Raw genomic sequence first — 16,083 nt, 5'->3', positions numbered from 1 at the left:
TGTTTATGAAAAAAGCTTGTAGTTTGGATATTATCCGAACTACAAGCTTTTTCTTTTTTGATTAACGCCACCAAATCCAAGTCCAAAAGTAATTTCGTATATTTCGAGGAGTAATGCGTATGAAACGTTCACCGTCAAAGAAACAATTAAAATTTGGTAGTGTGTCATCTGGATTTTCTGGAATAAAGGTGACGATGTTTTCGTTACTTGTAACGGTTACTGTAATTGGTGGATCGGTAGGCGAGATTTGAAGTTGTAAAGAAACGTTTGCTGTGTTTTTAAATTCATTATGAATAGGTGGACTTATCACTTGTACTGTGAATAACACGATAATTGTTTCGTTCGGTTCCAAATTAGTAGCGACTAGGAAACCGATATTCGGGTTCGCTAATGGCGAGCGTTCCCCATTAATGAAGACAGTGCCGTTTATAAATTGTAAACCTGCTGGAATGGTGTCTTGTAACGAGATATTTGAAAGTGAAATCTCGGAAGTGTTCGTAATACGCACCGTGTAATCAAAATATTGATTTAAATAAGCTGAGCTGACGGAAGCATTTTTCGTGACTGTTGCAGTTGCAAATTGAACTGGTATACGAACAATATTTGAATTAACAATGAAAGTAATAATTGGATCCTGTGGTGTCAATTGAAAAGCAGCGGTAACTATTGCAGAATTTATAATTGTACTGTTTGAAGGAATAGAAGTTACGAGAACTTGAAATGTTATAGTTGCTACTGTATCTGCAGATAAAGAACCAATATTAATACCAGTGTCTGGACGAACATTTGGAACTGGAGTACCGTTAATTGTTACACTGTTTTCTATAAATGTTGTACCAGCTGGAATACTGTCTATAACAGAAGTACTGATTGTCGGGATTGGGGAGTGATTAAATACCGCTAATGTGAATGTAATGATATCTCCTATAACGGCGATAGATTTGTCTGCTGTTTTTTCAATGCGAACCATCGGATCAATGACTGTCGTTGTAACGGTATTTGTTTGTTTTGTAATTGTAATAGGTGGTTTTGTTGGATCGATGATAACGGTATAGGAAACAGAAGCATTATTATTAATTGTAGATTGAAGAGTAGAAGAAGATATTGTCACTTGGAACGTAATAATAACAGATTCATTAGGAGCAAGATTACCTAATGTAATACCATTTTCAGGATTCTCATTAGGCTGATTGATTCCGTTAATCGTAACACTACCAACAACAAAAGTCGTATCTATTGGTAAGGTGTCTCTGACAAGAAGGTCTTCAATCGTTACATTACCGCTATTCGTAATCGTAATTGTATACGTTAAAGTTTGACCAGGTAAGGCATTTGTTACACCAACAGATTTTATGGCAATGACATTATCATTTTGGACAGTAGTGGTGACGGTATTTGTTGTAGTCGTATTTGTAACAGGGATGTTATTTGGGTTGACTATATAGTTAAAAGTAGTAATTGCGTTGTTGTGTAGTTCGTTTGGTGTTGGAATAGAAGTTACAGTTACTTGGAAGGAAGCGATAGCATTTCCACCTACCATTATAGTGCCAATTGGTATGCCGCTTACTGGATTCACTCCTGGAAGAGTTTCTCCGTTTACAATGACGCTATTTTCAATAAACGTAGTACCTTGAGGAATAATATCTTGAATAACTACATCATTTGCTGCAACATTACCAGTTTGATTTAGGGTAATCGTATACGTTAACGTATCACCGACCGTTGCAAATGCAAGGTCAACAGCTTTATTACTATTTAAATTCGCGTGATGAATTTCTGTTACGGCAGCTGATGAAATAATAGTTTCGGTAATAGGTGGTTGATCTGGTACTGTGTATTCATATTGAATTGTACTCGTGTTAGAGATTGGGTTTGTTTGCGGAATGGAAGTAACCCGTACTTGGAATAGAATAGTTGCTGTCGTATTAGGCGGAATGCTATCAATTTGTATACCGTTAAGTGGGTTGTCATTTGGACGAGCGTTGCCATTCACAATAACACTATTCTCTATAAAGCTCGTATTTGCTGGAATGATATCTGTAACGATAATGTTTTCCACTTGTATATTTCCGTTATTTATGATGGAAATTGTATAAGGAATGATAGTTTGTAGGTCAGCATATTGGATAGGTGTTGTTTTTGTCGCAATTACATTAGCAGAAATAACTTCAGTGAAGGTAATGTTACTATTCGATATTTGTTCTTCCCCGTTTATCGTATAACGAGAAGTTGATTGATTTTGAACATGGCCGCTAGCTGGAAGAGCTACGACTGTAACAGAAAATGTGACTGGGATAGAAATGTTAGGAGCAATCGTTCCTACGAGTATACCGGTACTTGGATTGGCGTTAAGCTGTGGAATGTTATTTACTAAAACGCTACCGTCTATAAAGGTTGTTCCATCAGGAATGTTGTCTGTAAATACAACAGCAGTAGCATCCGTATTTCCTGTATTCGTTAAAGTTGTTGTATAAGTTAAAATGCCACCAATCGTTACAGAAGTCAAATCAACAGTTTTAAGTGAAACGATATCAGCATCATTAATTTGAACGAAAGTAGTGTTGGAAATAGTAGATTTTTGAATTGGTGCAAAGTCAGGGTTGAAAATAAAGTCGTAGACGATGTTTGCAGTATTAGGTGTTGGATTTACAGCTGGTAAATTCGTAACGGAAACTTGGAATGTTATTGTAGCCATTTGACCTGATGCGATATTAGGAATGGAAAAGCCGATATTCGGGTCTGCTGCAGGAAGTACAGTATTGTTAACTATGACACTTTCTGGAATAAATACTGTTCCATCCTCTATAGTATCTGTAAAAAAGATGGAGTTAGTTGTAGTGGATCCGTTATTTTGAATGAGTACTGTATATTCAATGGTTTCATCAATATTAGCTAATACTGTATTAGCGGATTTTGTAGCGATAAGAATAGCATCAATAAATTGTATATTTGTAGTATTGGAGGAGGTCGTTTCTGAAATTGGTGGTAAGCTTGGGTCTGGTTGATACTCATAGTGGATGACGGCGATATTATTAATGTTATTTTGAGAAGGTGTAGAGACTACATTTACCTGGAATGTAACGATAATCGTATTATTTGGAAGGATAATATTAAGGGTGATTCCAGTAATTGGATTTTCATTAGGCCTTGATATGCCATCTACAAGGATGCTATTTGGAACGAATGTGGTGCCAGCTGCAATCGCGTCAATTAGGAGAGTATTTGTAATAGGTACTGTACCAGCGTTTGTAACTGCGACTGTATATGTGATGATTTGACCGATGCGTGTAATGGATCTATTGGCGGATTTAATTGCACGAACATTAGCCGTCCGCACTTCCGTGTTTACTGCATTTGATAACGATCTACGCTGAATAATTGGAGAACTAGGGTCAATTTGGTATTCATATGAAGTGTCTGAAATGTTAATGACTGTATTGTTCTCTGGTATATTTGTAAGTTGTACTTGGAATGAAATAGTGACTGTTTCATTTGGTTGTATCGTGCCAAGAATTACTCCGTTTTCAGGATTTGCTCCAGGCTGAATCACATTATTTATTGATAAGCTATCTTCGACGAATATAGTACCTTCTGGAATGTTATCAATGAACACGGTATTGTTAGCTGGAACGGTTCCTATGTTTTGTAGTGTATTTGTGTAGGTAATAGTTTGCCCAATTGCTACGAAAGTTACATCCGCGCTTTTGACAGAAATAATATTTGCATTTTGAAGTGATGTTGTAACAACGTTAGAATTTGCAGAGCGATTCACCGGTGGAGCTGTAGGAATACTTACATATTGGTAAGTTGCTGAAGATTGATTTACAATTTCAGTTTCAGTAGGTGGATTATTTGTTTGCACTTGAAATAGTATCGTTTTGGAACTGTTTGCTGGAATTGTTCCAATCGGTATTCCGTTTTCTGGATTTACACCTGGCTGCAGGACACCGTTAATTGTGACACTATCGGGAACGAATGTAGTCCCAGCTGGAATAGAATCTGTGAAAATAATATTTATTGCATCAACATTACCGATGTTTTTCACTTCAGAAATATAAAGTATAGTTCCACCAATATCTACAGTTGTTGGATTGGATGTTTTTGTAATTGTCAATTGTGCTTGCACGAAATTTGTAATGACGATATTACTTGTAGATGTTTCAGTAATAGGCGGTTGCCCTGGATCTGGTTGAATTGTATACGTTGTATTGGATTGATTTGTAATTGATTCTTGCGAGAATGAATCGTTAATAAGAATTTGGAACGAAATAAGGTGAGTAGCGTTTGCTGCTAGGTTAGGCAAAGTAACACCTACATTTGGATTTGCACCAAGTATAGCTGTTCCGTTAAGTGTAAAACTATTTTCTACGAATGTAGTCCCTTGGAGGATAGTATCCGAAAATATGAGATTAGTAGTTGGAATATTTCCGGTATTTTCTAGTGTTATCGTATAAGTCAAAATATCACCTGTGGTTGCTTGTTGTGCATTGACTGCTTTTAAAGAAAGAACAGTCGCGTCCGAAATTTGTGTGAAAGCTGGATTAGACGTAATTGTTCGAGAGATGATAGGAGCGGTCGGATCAGAGATAAAAGTATAGTCAATACGGGCTGTATTAGAAATTGGATTCACGCTTGGAATGGATTGGACGATAACTTGGAATGTGACGGTGACGATTTCTGACGGCGCGATGGAGTTTAATGGTATTCCTACGTTTGGATCGGCACCTGGAACTGAGATGTTATTAATGGTCACGCTATTCTGGATAAATGCAGTTCCTTCTGGGACTAAATCTGTTAAAGTAACTGTATTTGCAGTTGTATTTCCGTTATTTTGAACGACTACTGTGTAAGTGATTGTACCGTCAGTAGATTGTACGAGAGAATCTGTATTTTTAATTGCAGATAACGATGCATCAACGACAGCTGTAGTCACCGTATTAGATGAGGATGTTGCTGTAACTGGAGGTTGACTCGGATCGACGATATACGTGTAACTTGTAATGGCTTGATTTATGATTGCCCCTTGAGGTGGAATAGAAGTTGCAAGAAATTGGAACGTAATAGTAGCAGAATTACCTGGTGCGATAATACCAACTGGAATACCGAGTGTTGGACTTGCATCTGGGAGTGAAATCCCGTTAAGCGTAACACTATTTGGAACAAATAATGCCCCTTCAGGAATCCCATTAATGAGTAATACAGAATTTGCAGGAAAGTTTCCAGTGTTTGTTAATGTTGCTGTATACGTAATTACATCTCCGATAGATACGATTGTTCGATTTGCTTCTAAAACCGTTGTAACAGTAGCGTTATTAATTTGTGTTGAAGCGCTATTAGAATTTATTGTGCCTGTAACAGGAGGGGCTGCCGGGTCAACAATAAATGCGTATTGAATAGATGCTACGTTTGTAATTGGGTTTGAAGGTGGAGTAGATGTAACTATGACTTGGAAAGTAACAGTTAAGGAACTACTCGCGCTAACGGTTCCGATATTAACTCCATTATTTGGATTTGCCCCTGGAATGATACTGCCATTTACAGCAAAACTATTTTCAACAAAGATCGTTCCTGCTGGAATCAGGTCTGAGAAGTTTAGATTCGTAGCGTTTGTATTGCCGTTATTTTGAATCAAAACCGTATAAGTGATCGTTTCTCCGATATTCGCAAAGGCTGTACTAGCAGTTTTTACAGCTGAAAGTATTGCTGAGTTAATAGAAGTAACGAAGACGTTCGTTTCCACGTTGCCAGGCTGAGCCTGTAATGCATTGCCTACGTTATATTGGAAGTTAACAAACCCTAAGTTTTGGAGTTCAGGTGTGAACGTTGTTGGATTGCTTACGATTTGCACTTGGAATATGATTGTTACAGTTTGATTTGGATTGATTGTATTTATACCAACACCGTCAATAATGGAAGCAGATGGTAATGGAGTGCCATCAACAACAACGGATCCTGCAACAAATTGTGTCCATGTCGGTAAAGGGTCTGAGAAAACAACGTTGTTAGCTGGAATATTTCCTGTGTTCGTAATAGTCGTTGTATACGTAATCGTATCACCAATCGTTGCAAATGCTTTATCTCCTATTTTCATAGTGTTTAAAATAGCACTTTCAATTTTTGTTGTAACACTATTGGAAGTAATGTTTTTTGAAACTGGAGGATTGGCTGGATTAACGATATGTTGAAAGCTAACGCTAGCTTGATTGGTAATAGGATTTATAGGCGGAATTTCATTGGCATTAATATGAAATGCTACAACGGCAGATTCGTTTGGCGCGATATCACCAATTGGAACGCCTGTAACTATATCCGCATTTGGGATGCTAGTTCCGTTAAGTGTAAGACTATTCGGTTCAAAGGAAGTTCCGTCTGGAATAAGGTCGGTAAAAATAACATTCGTTGCACTAACATTTCCGCTATTTGTAATTGTAACGGTGTAGGTAATATCCTGCCCGATATCTACCGTAGATACATTTGAATTTTTTTGTGCAGTAAGGATAGCACTATTAATTTGTGTTGTCGTTGTATTAGATTGATTGGAAGTTGTAATAGATGGCTGGCTAGGGTCAACGACGTAATGATATGTGGTAGAAGCAGAATTAGAAATGGGATTGAGTGTTGGAAGTGTAGTAACAGTTGCTTGGAATGTGACGATTGCCGCATTACTACCATTAATGGAGCCTATATTTACACCAGTGGATAAATCAGCGTTTGGAATGGTTTGCCCATTAACTGTGAAACTGTTTAGAACGAAACTTAAATTGCTATCAAGAATATCGATAATCGTTACATCAGTTGCAGCCACATTCCCTGTATTAGGAAGGTTAAGTGTAAACGTTATTATATTACCAATATCCGCAAAAGTAAGATTCGCTGTTTTTGTACTAATAATAGTCGCGTTGTTTATTTGAAGAAGCGTAGTGTTAGAATTAGCTGTACTTGAAACAGGAGGATTATTTGGATCAACAGTAAACTCATAATTAGTAGATGCTGTATTGGGTGTCGGATTACTAGGTGGAATACTGTTCACTGTAACTTGAAAAACAATACTATATATTTCATTTGGTGGAAGTGTTGCAAGTAATACACCTGTATTTGGGTTTGCATCAGGTTGTAAAATACCATCGACAGTTAATGTGTTAGGAACAAACGTGAGTCCACTTGGTAATACATCTGTGAATACAATATTCGTTGCATCCGTATTGCCTACATTCGAAATAGAAGTGGTATAAAAAGCAGTTTGCCCGATATCTGCAAAGGATACACTTTCATTTTTCGTCATGGATAATATGGCTTCTTTAATTTGCGTTGAAACAGGATTACTAATTGAAGTTTCCGCATCAGGTGGTGAGACTAATTGATACGATGTCGATGAGAAATTTACAATTGGGTTTTCGGTTGGTAATGAGATTACGTTTACTTGGAAGGAAACATTTACTGTAGTCCCGGCTGTTATAGGACCAATATTTACACCGTTCGATGGATCCGCACCACTTTGAGGAATTCCATTAATAGAAAATGTGTTTGCAATAAATGTAGTTCCGCTCGGTATTGTATCTGTGAAAATAACATTTTGTGCGGATGAGTTTCCGTTGTTTGTTAAAGTGACAGTATAGGTGAGTGTGTCTCCAATACGACTAAAGGACTTATCGACTTGTTTTAGTGAAAGAATGGTAGCTGTATTAATTGTAGTCAACGTTGTATTTGAAGTAACATTTCTTGAAACAATCGGTGCATTTGGATCAGCGATGAATGTGTACGAAGCAGTAGCGGAATTTGCAATAGGATTTTGAACTGGTGTAGAAGTAGCGGTCACTTGAAATGCTATAGATATTGAGCTGCTAGGAGCAATTGCTCCAATCGTAATACCTGTATTAGGATTAAGACCAATTTGCGTGATGCCATCTATTGTAACGCTATCAGTAATAAACGTTGTACCATCTGGTATAAGGTCAGTGAAAGTAATATTCGTTGCATTTGTATTTCCGTTATTCGTTAAAATGGTCGTATAGGTAATGGTATCACCTAGCGTTACAAGTGTTTGATCGACTGATTTAATCATCGTTATCATTGCATCTAGTACTGGGGTTGTAACGATATTCGTTGAAGTAGAAGTAGTAGCAGGAGTGCTGTTTGGATCAACAGTATAAGAATATAAAATTGTGTCATTACCCATAATTGAACCTGAAGGTGGAAAAGAAATAACATTTACTTGGAAAGTAACAGTTACTGTCTCACCAGGAGCGATATTTGGTATATTTACTCCAAGTGCCGGTTGTGCGCCAGACTGCTGAACGCCATTTATTGTGACTGAATTTGATATGAATGTAGTACTAGCTGGAATAGCGCTTGTGAATGTTATATTCGTTGCTGCTGTATTCCCTGTATTTGTAATAGTAGTGGTATACGTAATTGTATCTCCAACTGAAACTATAGATTTATCAGCACTTTTTTGGGTTGTTAAAATTGCACTATTAATAGTTGTCGAAACCGTATTAGATACATTCGTTTGTGATACGGCAGGTTGGCTAGGATCAATCACATGTGCAAATTGTACCGAACTAAAATTAGAAATTGGATTTATACTTGGAATGTTTGTAACAAGTACGTTGAGAGTAATAATGGCCGTTCCGCTTGGATTTATGTTTTCAATCTGAATCCCGCTAGCTGGATTTCCAATTTGCTGTGTACCAGAGTCATTTGTAAGAGTGCCAGATATAAATGTCGTTCCATCAGGCAAAATATCCGTGAAGATAATATTTTGTGAAGTGACATTTCCAGGGTTACTTAATGTAATTGTATAAGAGATTGTATCGCCGATCGTTGCGAAAGTTTTATCTACAGATTTAACAAGTGCAATTTCCCCGGAATTTATTTGTGTCGAAACAGGATTGGATGTCGTATTTCTTGAAACGAGTGGTAAATTGGGTCCTGTCATAAATTGATAATCAATGGAAGCCCCGTTTACAACCGGTGAGTTTGGTCCCCCAGGTCCAATTGTGAAAATCGGATTTGGAATGCTAACTACTTGCACGCGGAAGGTGACGTTTATAAAATCCTCTGCGATAATATCCTCAATTGGTATCCCGTTTGCTGGATTTACTCCAGGTAATAAAAAGCCACCTACTCGAACGCTATCTTCTATAAAGACTGTATTATTCGGAATTGGATCTGTAAAAATGATATTCGTAGCAGTTGAGTTACCTATATTTTCCAATAAAACAGTGTACGTTAAAAATGAATTTCCAGGTGCTACGTCAGAAAATATTCGATCCACACTTTTCGTTGCTTGAATAATCGCTTCGTTAATTTGAACTAAAGTTGGATTACTTGTAGCTGTTTCTGTCACCGGCGGCTGGGTAGGATCCACAATGATAGAGTATGTTGTGCTAGATTGGTTCAATGTTGGATTTGTAGCTGGAATTGAGCCAACGATAGCTTGAAAGCTAATTGTTGTCGTTCCTCCAACTGGAATTGAGTCTAAAGGAACCCCGTTATCTGGCCTAAATCCAAGTTGTGGGACGGTATTAATTTGTACGCTATCAGGAGCGAATGAAAGTTCAGGTGGTAATATATCGATAAAAATAGGTGTGTTTGCGGTAGTATTTCCGCTATTAGTGAGAGTAGTTGTATACGTAATTGTATCTCCGACAGCAGCAAATGCACTGCTTGCAGTTTTTGTTGCGATAACGGAAGCTGTATTTACTTGTGTAAAAGTTTTATTAGATTGAACTGTTCGTGAAACAGGTGGTTCATTTATATCAACAATAAAACTATATTGAAGCGATGATTTGTTCGGAATTGGATTAGGGTTTGGAAGCGTTGTAATGTTTACTTGAAAACTGAGTGTAATCGATGCATTTGAATTCAAGTTACCAATATTGATACCGTTTTGTGGATTTGCATTCGGGATAGTTACGCCGTTTATTTTAAAGCTATTTGGGACAAAGGCAGTACCGTTTGGAATTGTATCTGTAAAAACAATGTTGTTCGCAGTAGTATTTCCTGTGTTTGTAACAAATGAAGTGAATGTAATCGTATCACCAATCGTAGCGAAATTTGTACTCGCATTTTTAATTAAAACTAAAGTAGCGTCAACAATTGGGGTAGCAGTCGTGTTTGTTACAGTGCTTCCAACAGCAGGTGTTTGGTTTGGATTCACTGTATATTCATAATTTACAAGGGCGTTATTCGTTAAAGTACCGCTAGGAGGAATCTCAAGAATTTTTACTTGGAATGTAATAAAAGTAGTTCCTCCTGGTGAAATATCGTCTAAATGAATACCTAATGAAGGATCTAATCCAGGTTGGGATACGTTATTTATCGTAACAGAATTTGGGATGAAGGATGCACCTGGTCCAAGTCCGTCTGTTAAAACGGTTGCACTAGCAGGGATATTCCCCGTATTTGCCATTGCAATCGTATAGGTTACGATATCTCCAATTGCAGCTGTCGGTGTATTCACTGATTTAGTAGCGACGATTGTAGCGTTATTAATTTGAGTTGTTATTACGTTACTTACCGCATTGGCGGATGCTGGAGGTAAGCTAGGATTTACGACATATTGGTACGCTGTATTACTTTGATTCGGGATTGGATTCGGATTCGGGATGGTATTTACTTGCACTTGGAACGAGATGATTGTATTTGTATTCGGGTTTATTGGATCAATTGCAATTCCGCTTGCTGGACTTACATTAGGGAGTGTCGTACCATTTACTGTTACACTATTTGGAATAAATGACGTCCCACTTGGAATGGCATCTGTAAATACGATATTTGATGCAAGTGTGTTCCCGCTATTCGTTAAAGTAGTCGTGTACGTAATAATATCATTTACGTTAGCAAATTGTTTATCTGCAGATTTAGTAGCGGCAATTGAGGCGTTATTAATAGTTGTCTGTACCGTGTTAGAAGCAACCATCTGCATTACAGCTGGTTTGGATGGATCGTACGTATATTGGAATGTAGTGCCTGATTGATTTGTAATCGGATTTACAGCAGGGATACTTGGTACGAAAATCTGAAATGAAACGATACGTGATGCATTCGCACCTATCGTACCGATAAAAATGCCGTTAGCAGGATTTGCATTGGCTATAGGGACATTGTTAATCGTCACAGTATTAGGGATGAAGAGGGTACCCGCTGGAATGATATCTGTAAATGTTACATTAGAAGCAGGGATATTTCCGTTATTCGTTAAAATAGTTGCATATAATATGACATCACCAACATCAGCGAAATTTGTGCTTGTTAGCTTCGTAGCAACAATATTAGCAGTATTAATTTGTGTAGTTACTATATTACTAGTAGCGTTTCTCACAACAGCAGGTAAATTTGGATCGGCGATAAAGCTATATTGAAGTGCAGCGCTGTTTTGAACTGGATTTGGTAAAGGTAAACTATTTGCACTAATTTGGAAGACAATTGTTGTAATACCACCTGCTGGAATAGTACCAACTTGAAGACCAACGCTTGGATCCGCACCTAACTGTAAAGCTCCACCTATAAAAATACTATTTGGTACGAGAGTCGTACCAGTAGGAAGTATATCGGTAACAACTACATTATTTGCTGGAGTATTTCCAGGGTTAGCTAAGGCAATTGTATATGTGATTGGTTGCCCAACATCTGCGATAGTTAAGTCTACATCTTTGAAAACAATTACATTTGCTACATTAATTTGTGTACTTACAGTATTGCTTAAAGATGTTTCTATAGTTGGTGGATCGCCCGGATTTAGAATAAAGCTATATTGTGTACTAGATGAATTTACTGTTGGATTTTGTGTTGGTAAAGAGGTGACAGTTACTTGATAAGAGACGGTAAGTGAGCCGTTAGCAGGAATGCCAGGTAACGGAACGCCTATATTTGGATCTGCGTTATTTTGGAGTACACCGTTAATAAGGAAAGTGTTTGGAATAAAGGTAGTGCCATCTGGATTTGTATCTACGAAAGTTGGACTATCAGCAGAAACACTTCCTGCATTTGTCAAAATAACGGTATAAGTTAATATATCCCCTACGGTAGCAAACTCTCGATCTACTGTTTTTGCAGAAATGACATTTGCATCGTTTACTTGAGTAAATGTAGTAGTTGAAGTTGTATTTTTACTTACAGGTGAAGCGTTTGGATCAACGATAAAGTTATAGGAAATGGAGGCACTATTTGAAATAGGATTTGGGTTTGGAATGCTAGTTATTAATACTTGGAATGAAGCTGTAATTGTAGCATTAGCATTGATGCTACCAATATTGATGCTAGCTGGTGTTGCGCCCGGTTGAGAAACACCGTTAACTATAACACTGTTCGGTACAAAGGCAGTACCATTCGCAATTGAATCGGATAGTAATACATTATTCGCGGCAACATTTCCATCGTTTGTAAGAGAAAAGGTATAAGTTAATACATCTCCAACTTCCGCAAACGTTTGACTTACAGATTTATTAGCATGAAGGTTTGCTAGTCTAATTGTTGATGTAACAGAATTAGAATTTGCTGTTTTTGAAGTTGGTGGTAGGCTTGGATTTACAGTGTAAATATAAGAGGCGAAAGCATTATTAATGATAGGGTTTTGTGCAGTAATGTTAATGACTGTTACTTGGAAGGATAAGGTGAAAGTAGCACCGCCAGGAATTGTGCCGATAGGTAAAGCAACGAGAGAATCTACATTTTGTAAAACGCCATTGAGCGTTACAGAACCTAATGTTAAAATCGTTCCATTTGGAAGTGGATCTGTTAGTTGAACGTTATTAGCCGCCGTATTTCCACTGTTTGTAATAAGGATTGTATAACTTATCGTTTCGCCAATTGTAGCAAATTGTTTGTTTGTTGATTTTGTTAATGTTACATTCGCATTGTTAATTTGAGTGGAAACAAGATTAGAGGAAATATTTTTTGTAACGGGTGATTGGCTAGGGGTGACGGTGTACTGATAAGAAGCGCTTGATCCGTTAGATACGACATTTGATGCGGGTATTGCACTTACTACTACTTGAAATGAAACATTTTTGGTTGTACCAGTTGGGATGGATCCTATATTCACACCGTTAGCCGGATTTGCTCCAACTTGTGTCGTGCCATCTATTGTTAAACTGTTTAGGACAAAAGTTGTTCCTGTAGGAATGACATCTGTAAAAATAACATTGTTCGCATTCGTATTACCTGTACCTGTAAAGGAAACGGTGTACGTTAGTGTATCACCAATATCTGCAAAATTTTTATCTACTGCTTTTGCCATAGTTACAGTAGCGTTATTCACTTGAGTAGATACGATATTGGTCGTATCAGTTCCGCTTACTGCCGGCTGATTTGGTACAGGAATGTATTGATATGTTGTTGTACCACTATTTAATATTGGGTTTGTTTGAGGGATAGACGGAACGAATACTTGAAATGAAATAGTAGTAGTGGAATTTGCGGCAATCGATCCAATTGATATACCAGTAGCGGGATTCGCTCCTGCTTGAGTAACTCCGTTAACAGTTACACTTCCTGGAATGAAAGTAGTCCCGCTAGGAATCGGATCCGTATATATAACGTTCGTTGCGGCGATATTTCCTATATTAGCTAAGGAAATACTGTATGTTAACGTTTCACCAATATCGGTAAAAAGTTTGTTAACTGATTTTGTACCATTAATATCTGCGAGGTTAATTTGTGTTCCAGCAGAGTTACTTGTTGCAAGACCGTTAAAAGTCGTTCCTCCAGCAATTGGTGTATATTGAAATGTAATATTAGCAGTGTTAGAGATAGGGTTTTGACTTGGAAGAGAAACGACAGTAGCTTGGAAAGTTACTGTACGAGAAGCACCATTATTAATTGTTCCAAGAGATATACCAGCGGCCGGATTTGCGTTTGTTTGCGGGACATTATCAATTGTTACAGTGCCAGGTATAAAGGAAGTACCGTTAGGGAGAATGTCTGTAAAAATAACGTTATTGGCCGGAAGAAGCCCGGTGTTAGGGATAGTAACTGTATAAGTGAGAACGTCTCCAATTGCTGCAACACTTTTATTCACGCTTTTCGTTGCTTGTATGTTAGGTGAATTTATGTTGATTTGTAAACCGACTGTATTCAACATATACGCGTCTCCGTTAGTTGTTAAACGGATTGCGGCGGACACTTGAGAATTTGTTAAATAAGGAGAAATATCAATGGAAGTAATGTCCCAGCCCTGTCTTCCAGCGGAGATGTTTGTGCCTGTAGAAGCGCTTTGATTTCGCGTTCCAAATGTCCCCGTTGTATCTAAGTTCCCTGCGGCATTATTAATTTGAGAACCGAAGAAATTATTTACAGCATTATTTGGCCCAGATAAAGCATTTAATGAACTGAAATTTGGTCCAAATAATGCTTGATCCCCTGTTAAATCTGCATCTCCTTCAGTAGAACTTAAAAATAATCTCCCGCTTACTGGTCCTCCTGCAGGTGTTAAAAATCCTGAAACAGCTACATCTGCACTACCAGTATCAGCAGAAACGCGGTTACCAGCTACGTAAATTGTTAAGTTTCTTGCAGGTAATGTCCCGTTTTGATAAGCGACGATAAGTGTCCATCCAGCCGAATTAATTGTTCCATTAGAAGCATCAATAGGATCTACAAGTCCAGGGACAGCCCCCGTAGTATAGGAACCAGAGCCTCCAGCTTGAATAAGAGTTGTTACGTCTGCTGAACGAGTGTAAAAGCCAAATGTAATAGAGTTTGAAACGAATGTTTGATTTGAAGCTGTAACAGCTGAAGGAGTAATCGAGTATGTTGAAACAGGTGTTGTAAAAGAAACTGGATTTCCTAATACATTCGTAATGTTTTGATCACGAGATAAATAGTTTCCACCCCAAACGAGTTCTGCGTAAAGAATCGTACTACCAGCAGGGATATTTAAAATAGCGGTAGAACTATTTTGTGTATAGTTTAACGTTGTACCAGCAGGAAAAGTAGGTACTTGTAAAGCAGTATTCGTAGTTACGAATGCACCAATTGCCCCGATTGTACCAGCACGGTTTTGATTACTAATTTTACTTAAGCCTAAAGTATTTCCTGTAATAGCGAGTGCGCCGTTAGTGGTGGTAGAAAATCGATTCGTAATGGGCATGTTGTCACCTCATTTACAATATAGTCTTGGTCAAAATAAGATATGTGTGTGATAGATAAAGGGAAACATGTACAAGTTGATTTAGTAATAATGATTTAAATGTCTAGATAAGGGGATGGAGTATGATTGAATTGGAAATTAGGGTGGATCGTCTTAGGGAAGAAGAAATAGGCGATATTGTAGCATTATCTTCTTATATTGGTTGGGATTATAGCAGAGAAGAAATTGAAACGATTTTTAACGCAGGCATTGTATACGGCGTGTGGAATGAGAGAAAGAAACTTATTGCTAGCGCGGCAATAATATTATATGGGGAGAACGTAGCGTCTATCGGAATGGTGATTGTACATTCAGATTATAAGGGAAGAGGAATTGGAAAGGCGATAACGAATTCATGCATGAATAGCGTATCAGCTCGAACACCAATTATGCTTATTGCTACAGATGAAGGGAAGTATTTATACGAAAAGCTAGGATTTAGGGTGGTAAGCTATGTTTCTAAATACATATGTAACTCGTACAATACGAATTATAAATGTGCAAGAAATGAAGAATATATGATGGATTATGAAGAGGGTGATTTAGAAGAAATAATAAAAATAGATGAATATGCGTTTGGAACAAATAGAAAAGAGTTTTTAAAGAAAAGAATGATGCAAAGTGAACAGTGCACTGTTGTGAAGGATAAGGAACAAAATATACTAGGATATGGTTTGAGTATACAAACGCCGGAAAATAAAATATTAGGACCGGTAGTTGCTAAAAATGATGAGATGGCAATAAATATTGTTCATTATTTAGCAAAAGGGCATAATGGGAAATTAAGAATAGATGTACCAGAAGGAAAGAAAGATTTTATGAAAGAATTAGAGGTTACTGGTTTTAAAAAGGTGAATACACCACCAATTATGATGAAAAATAGTGATCAATTTTTGAAAAGAAATGGAGAACTATATAGTATTGCAGCGCAAATTTTTGGGTAAAAAAGA

At 37.5% G+C, this 16,083-nt stretch carries 2 protein-coding genes; one reads left to right on the top strand and one right to left on the bottom strand.

Going from position 1 to position 16,083, the window contains the following annotated elements:
- Positions 1-61: 61 nt before the first annotated feature.
- Positions 62-15,094, bottom strand: a complete 15,033-nt coding sequence (locus tag A6J74_RS08855) for a DUF7507 domain-containing protein (RefSeq protein WP_080609474.1) — start codon at positions 15,092-15,094, stop codon at positions 62-64.
- 122 nt (positions 15,095-15,216) lie between these two features.
- Here A6J74_RS08855 and A6J74_RS08850 point away from each other — a divergent pair, with 122 nt between their 5' ends.
- Positions 15,217-16,077: a GNAT family N-acetyltransferase gene (locus A6J74_RS08850; RefSeq protein WP_000571006.1), complete on the top strand. Its 861-nt coding sequence runs from the start codon at positions 15,217-15,219 to the stop codon at positions 16,075-16,077.
- The last annotated feature ends 6 nt before the right edge of the window (positions 16,078-16,083 follow it).

The organism is Bacillus sp. FDAARGOS_235, from assembly GCF_002073415.2.
GTDB lineage: Bacteria > Bacillota > Bacilli > Bacillales > Bacillaceae_G > Bacillus_A > Bacillus_A toyonensis.
The sequence above is the reverse complement of the archived record's forward strand: the minus strand, read 5'-3'. Positions and strand labels throughout refer to the sequence as shown.

What these genes read in the sequence shown, in the direction of transcription:
- A6J74_RS08855 (WP_080609474.1), bottom strand. Translation starts at nt 15,094, where the DNA reads ATGCCCATTACGAATCGATTTTCTACCACCACTAACGGCGCACTCGCT.
- A6J74_RS08850 (WP_000571006.1), top strand. Translation starts at nt 15,217, where the DNA reads ATGATTGAATTGGAAATTAGGGTGGATCGTCTTAGGGAAGAAGAAATA.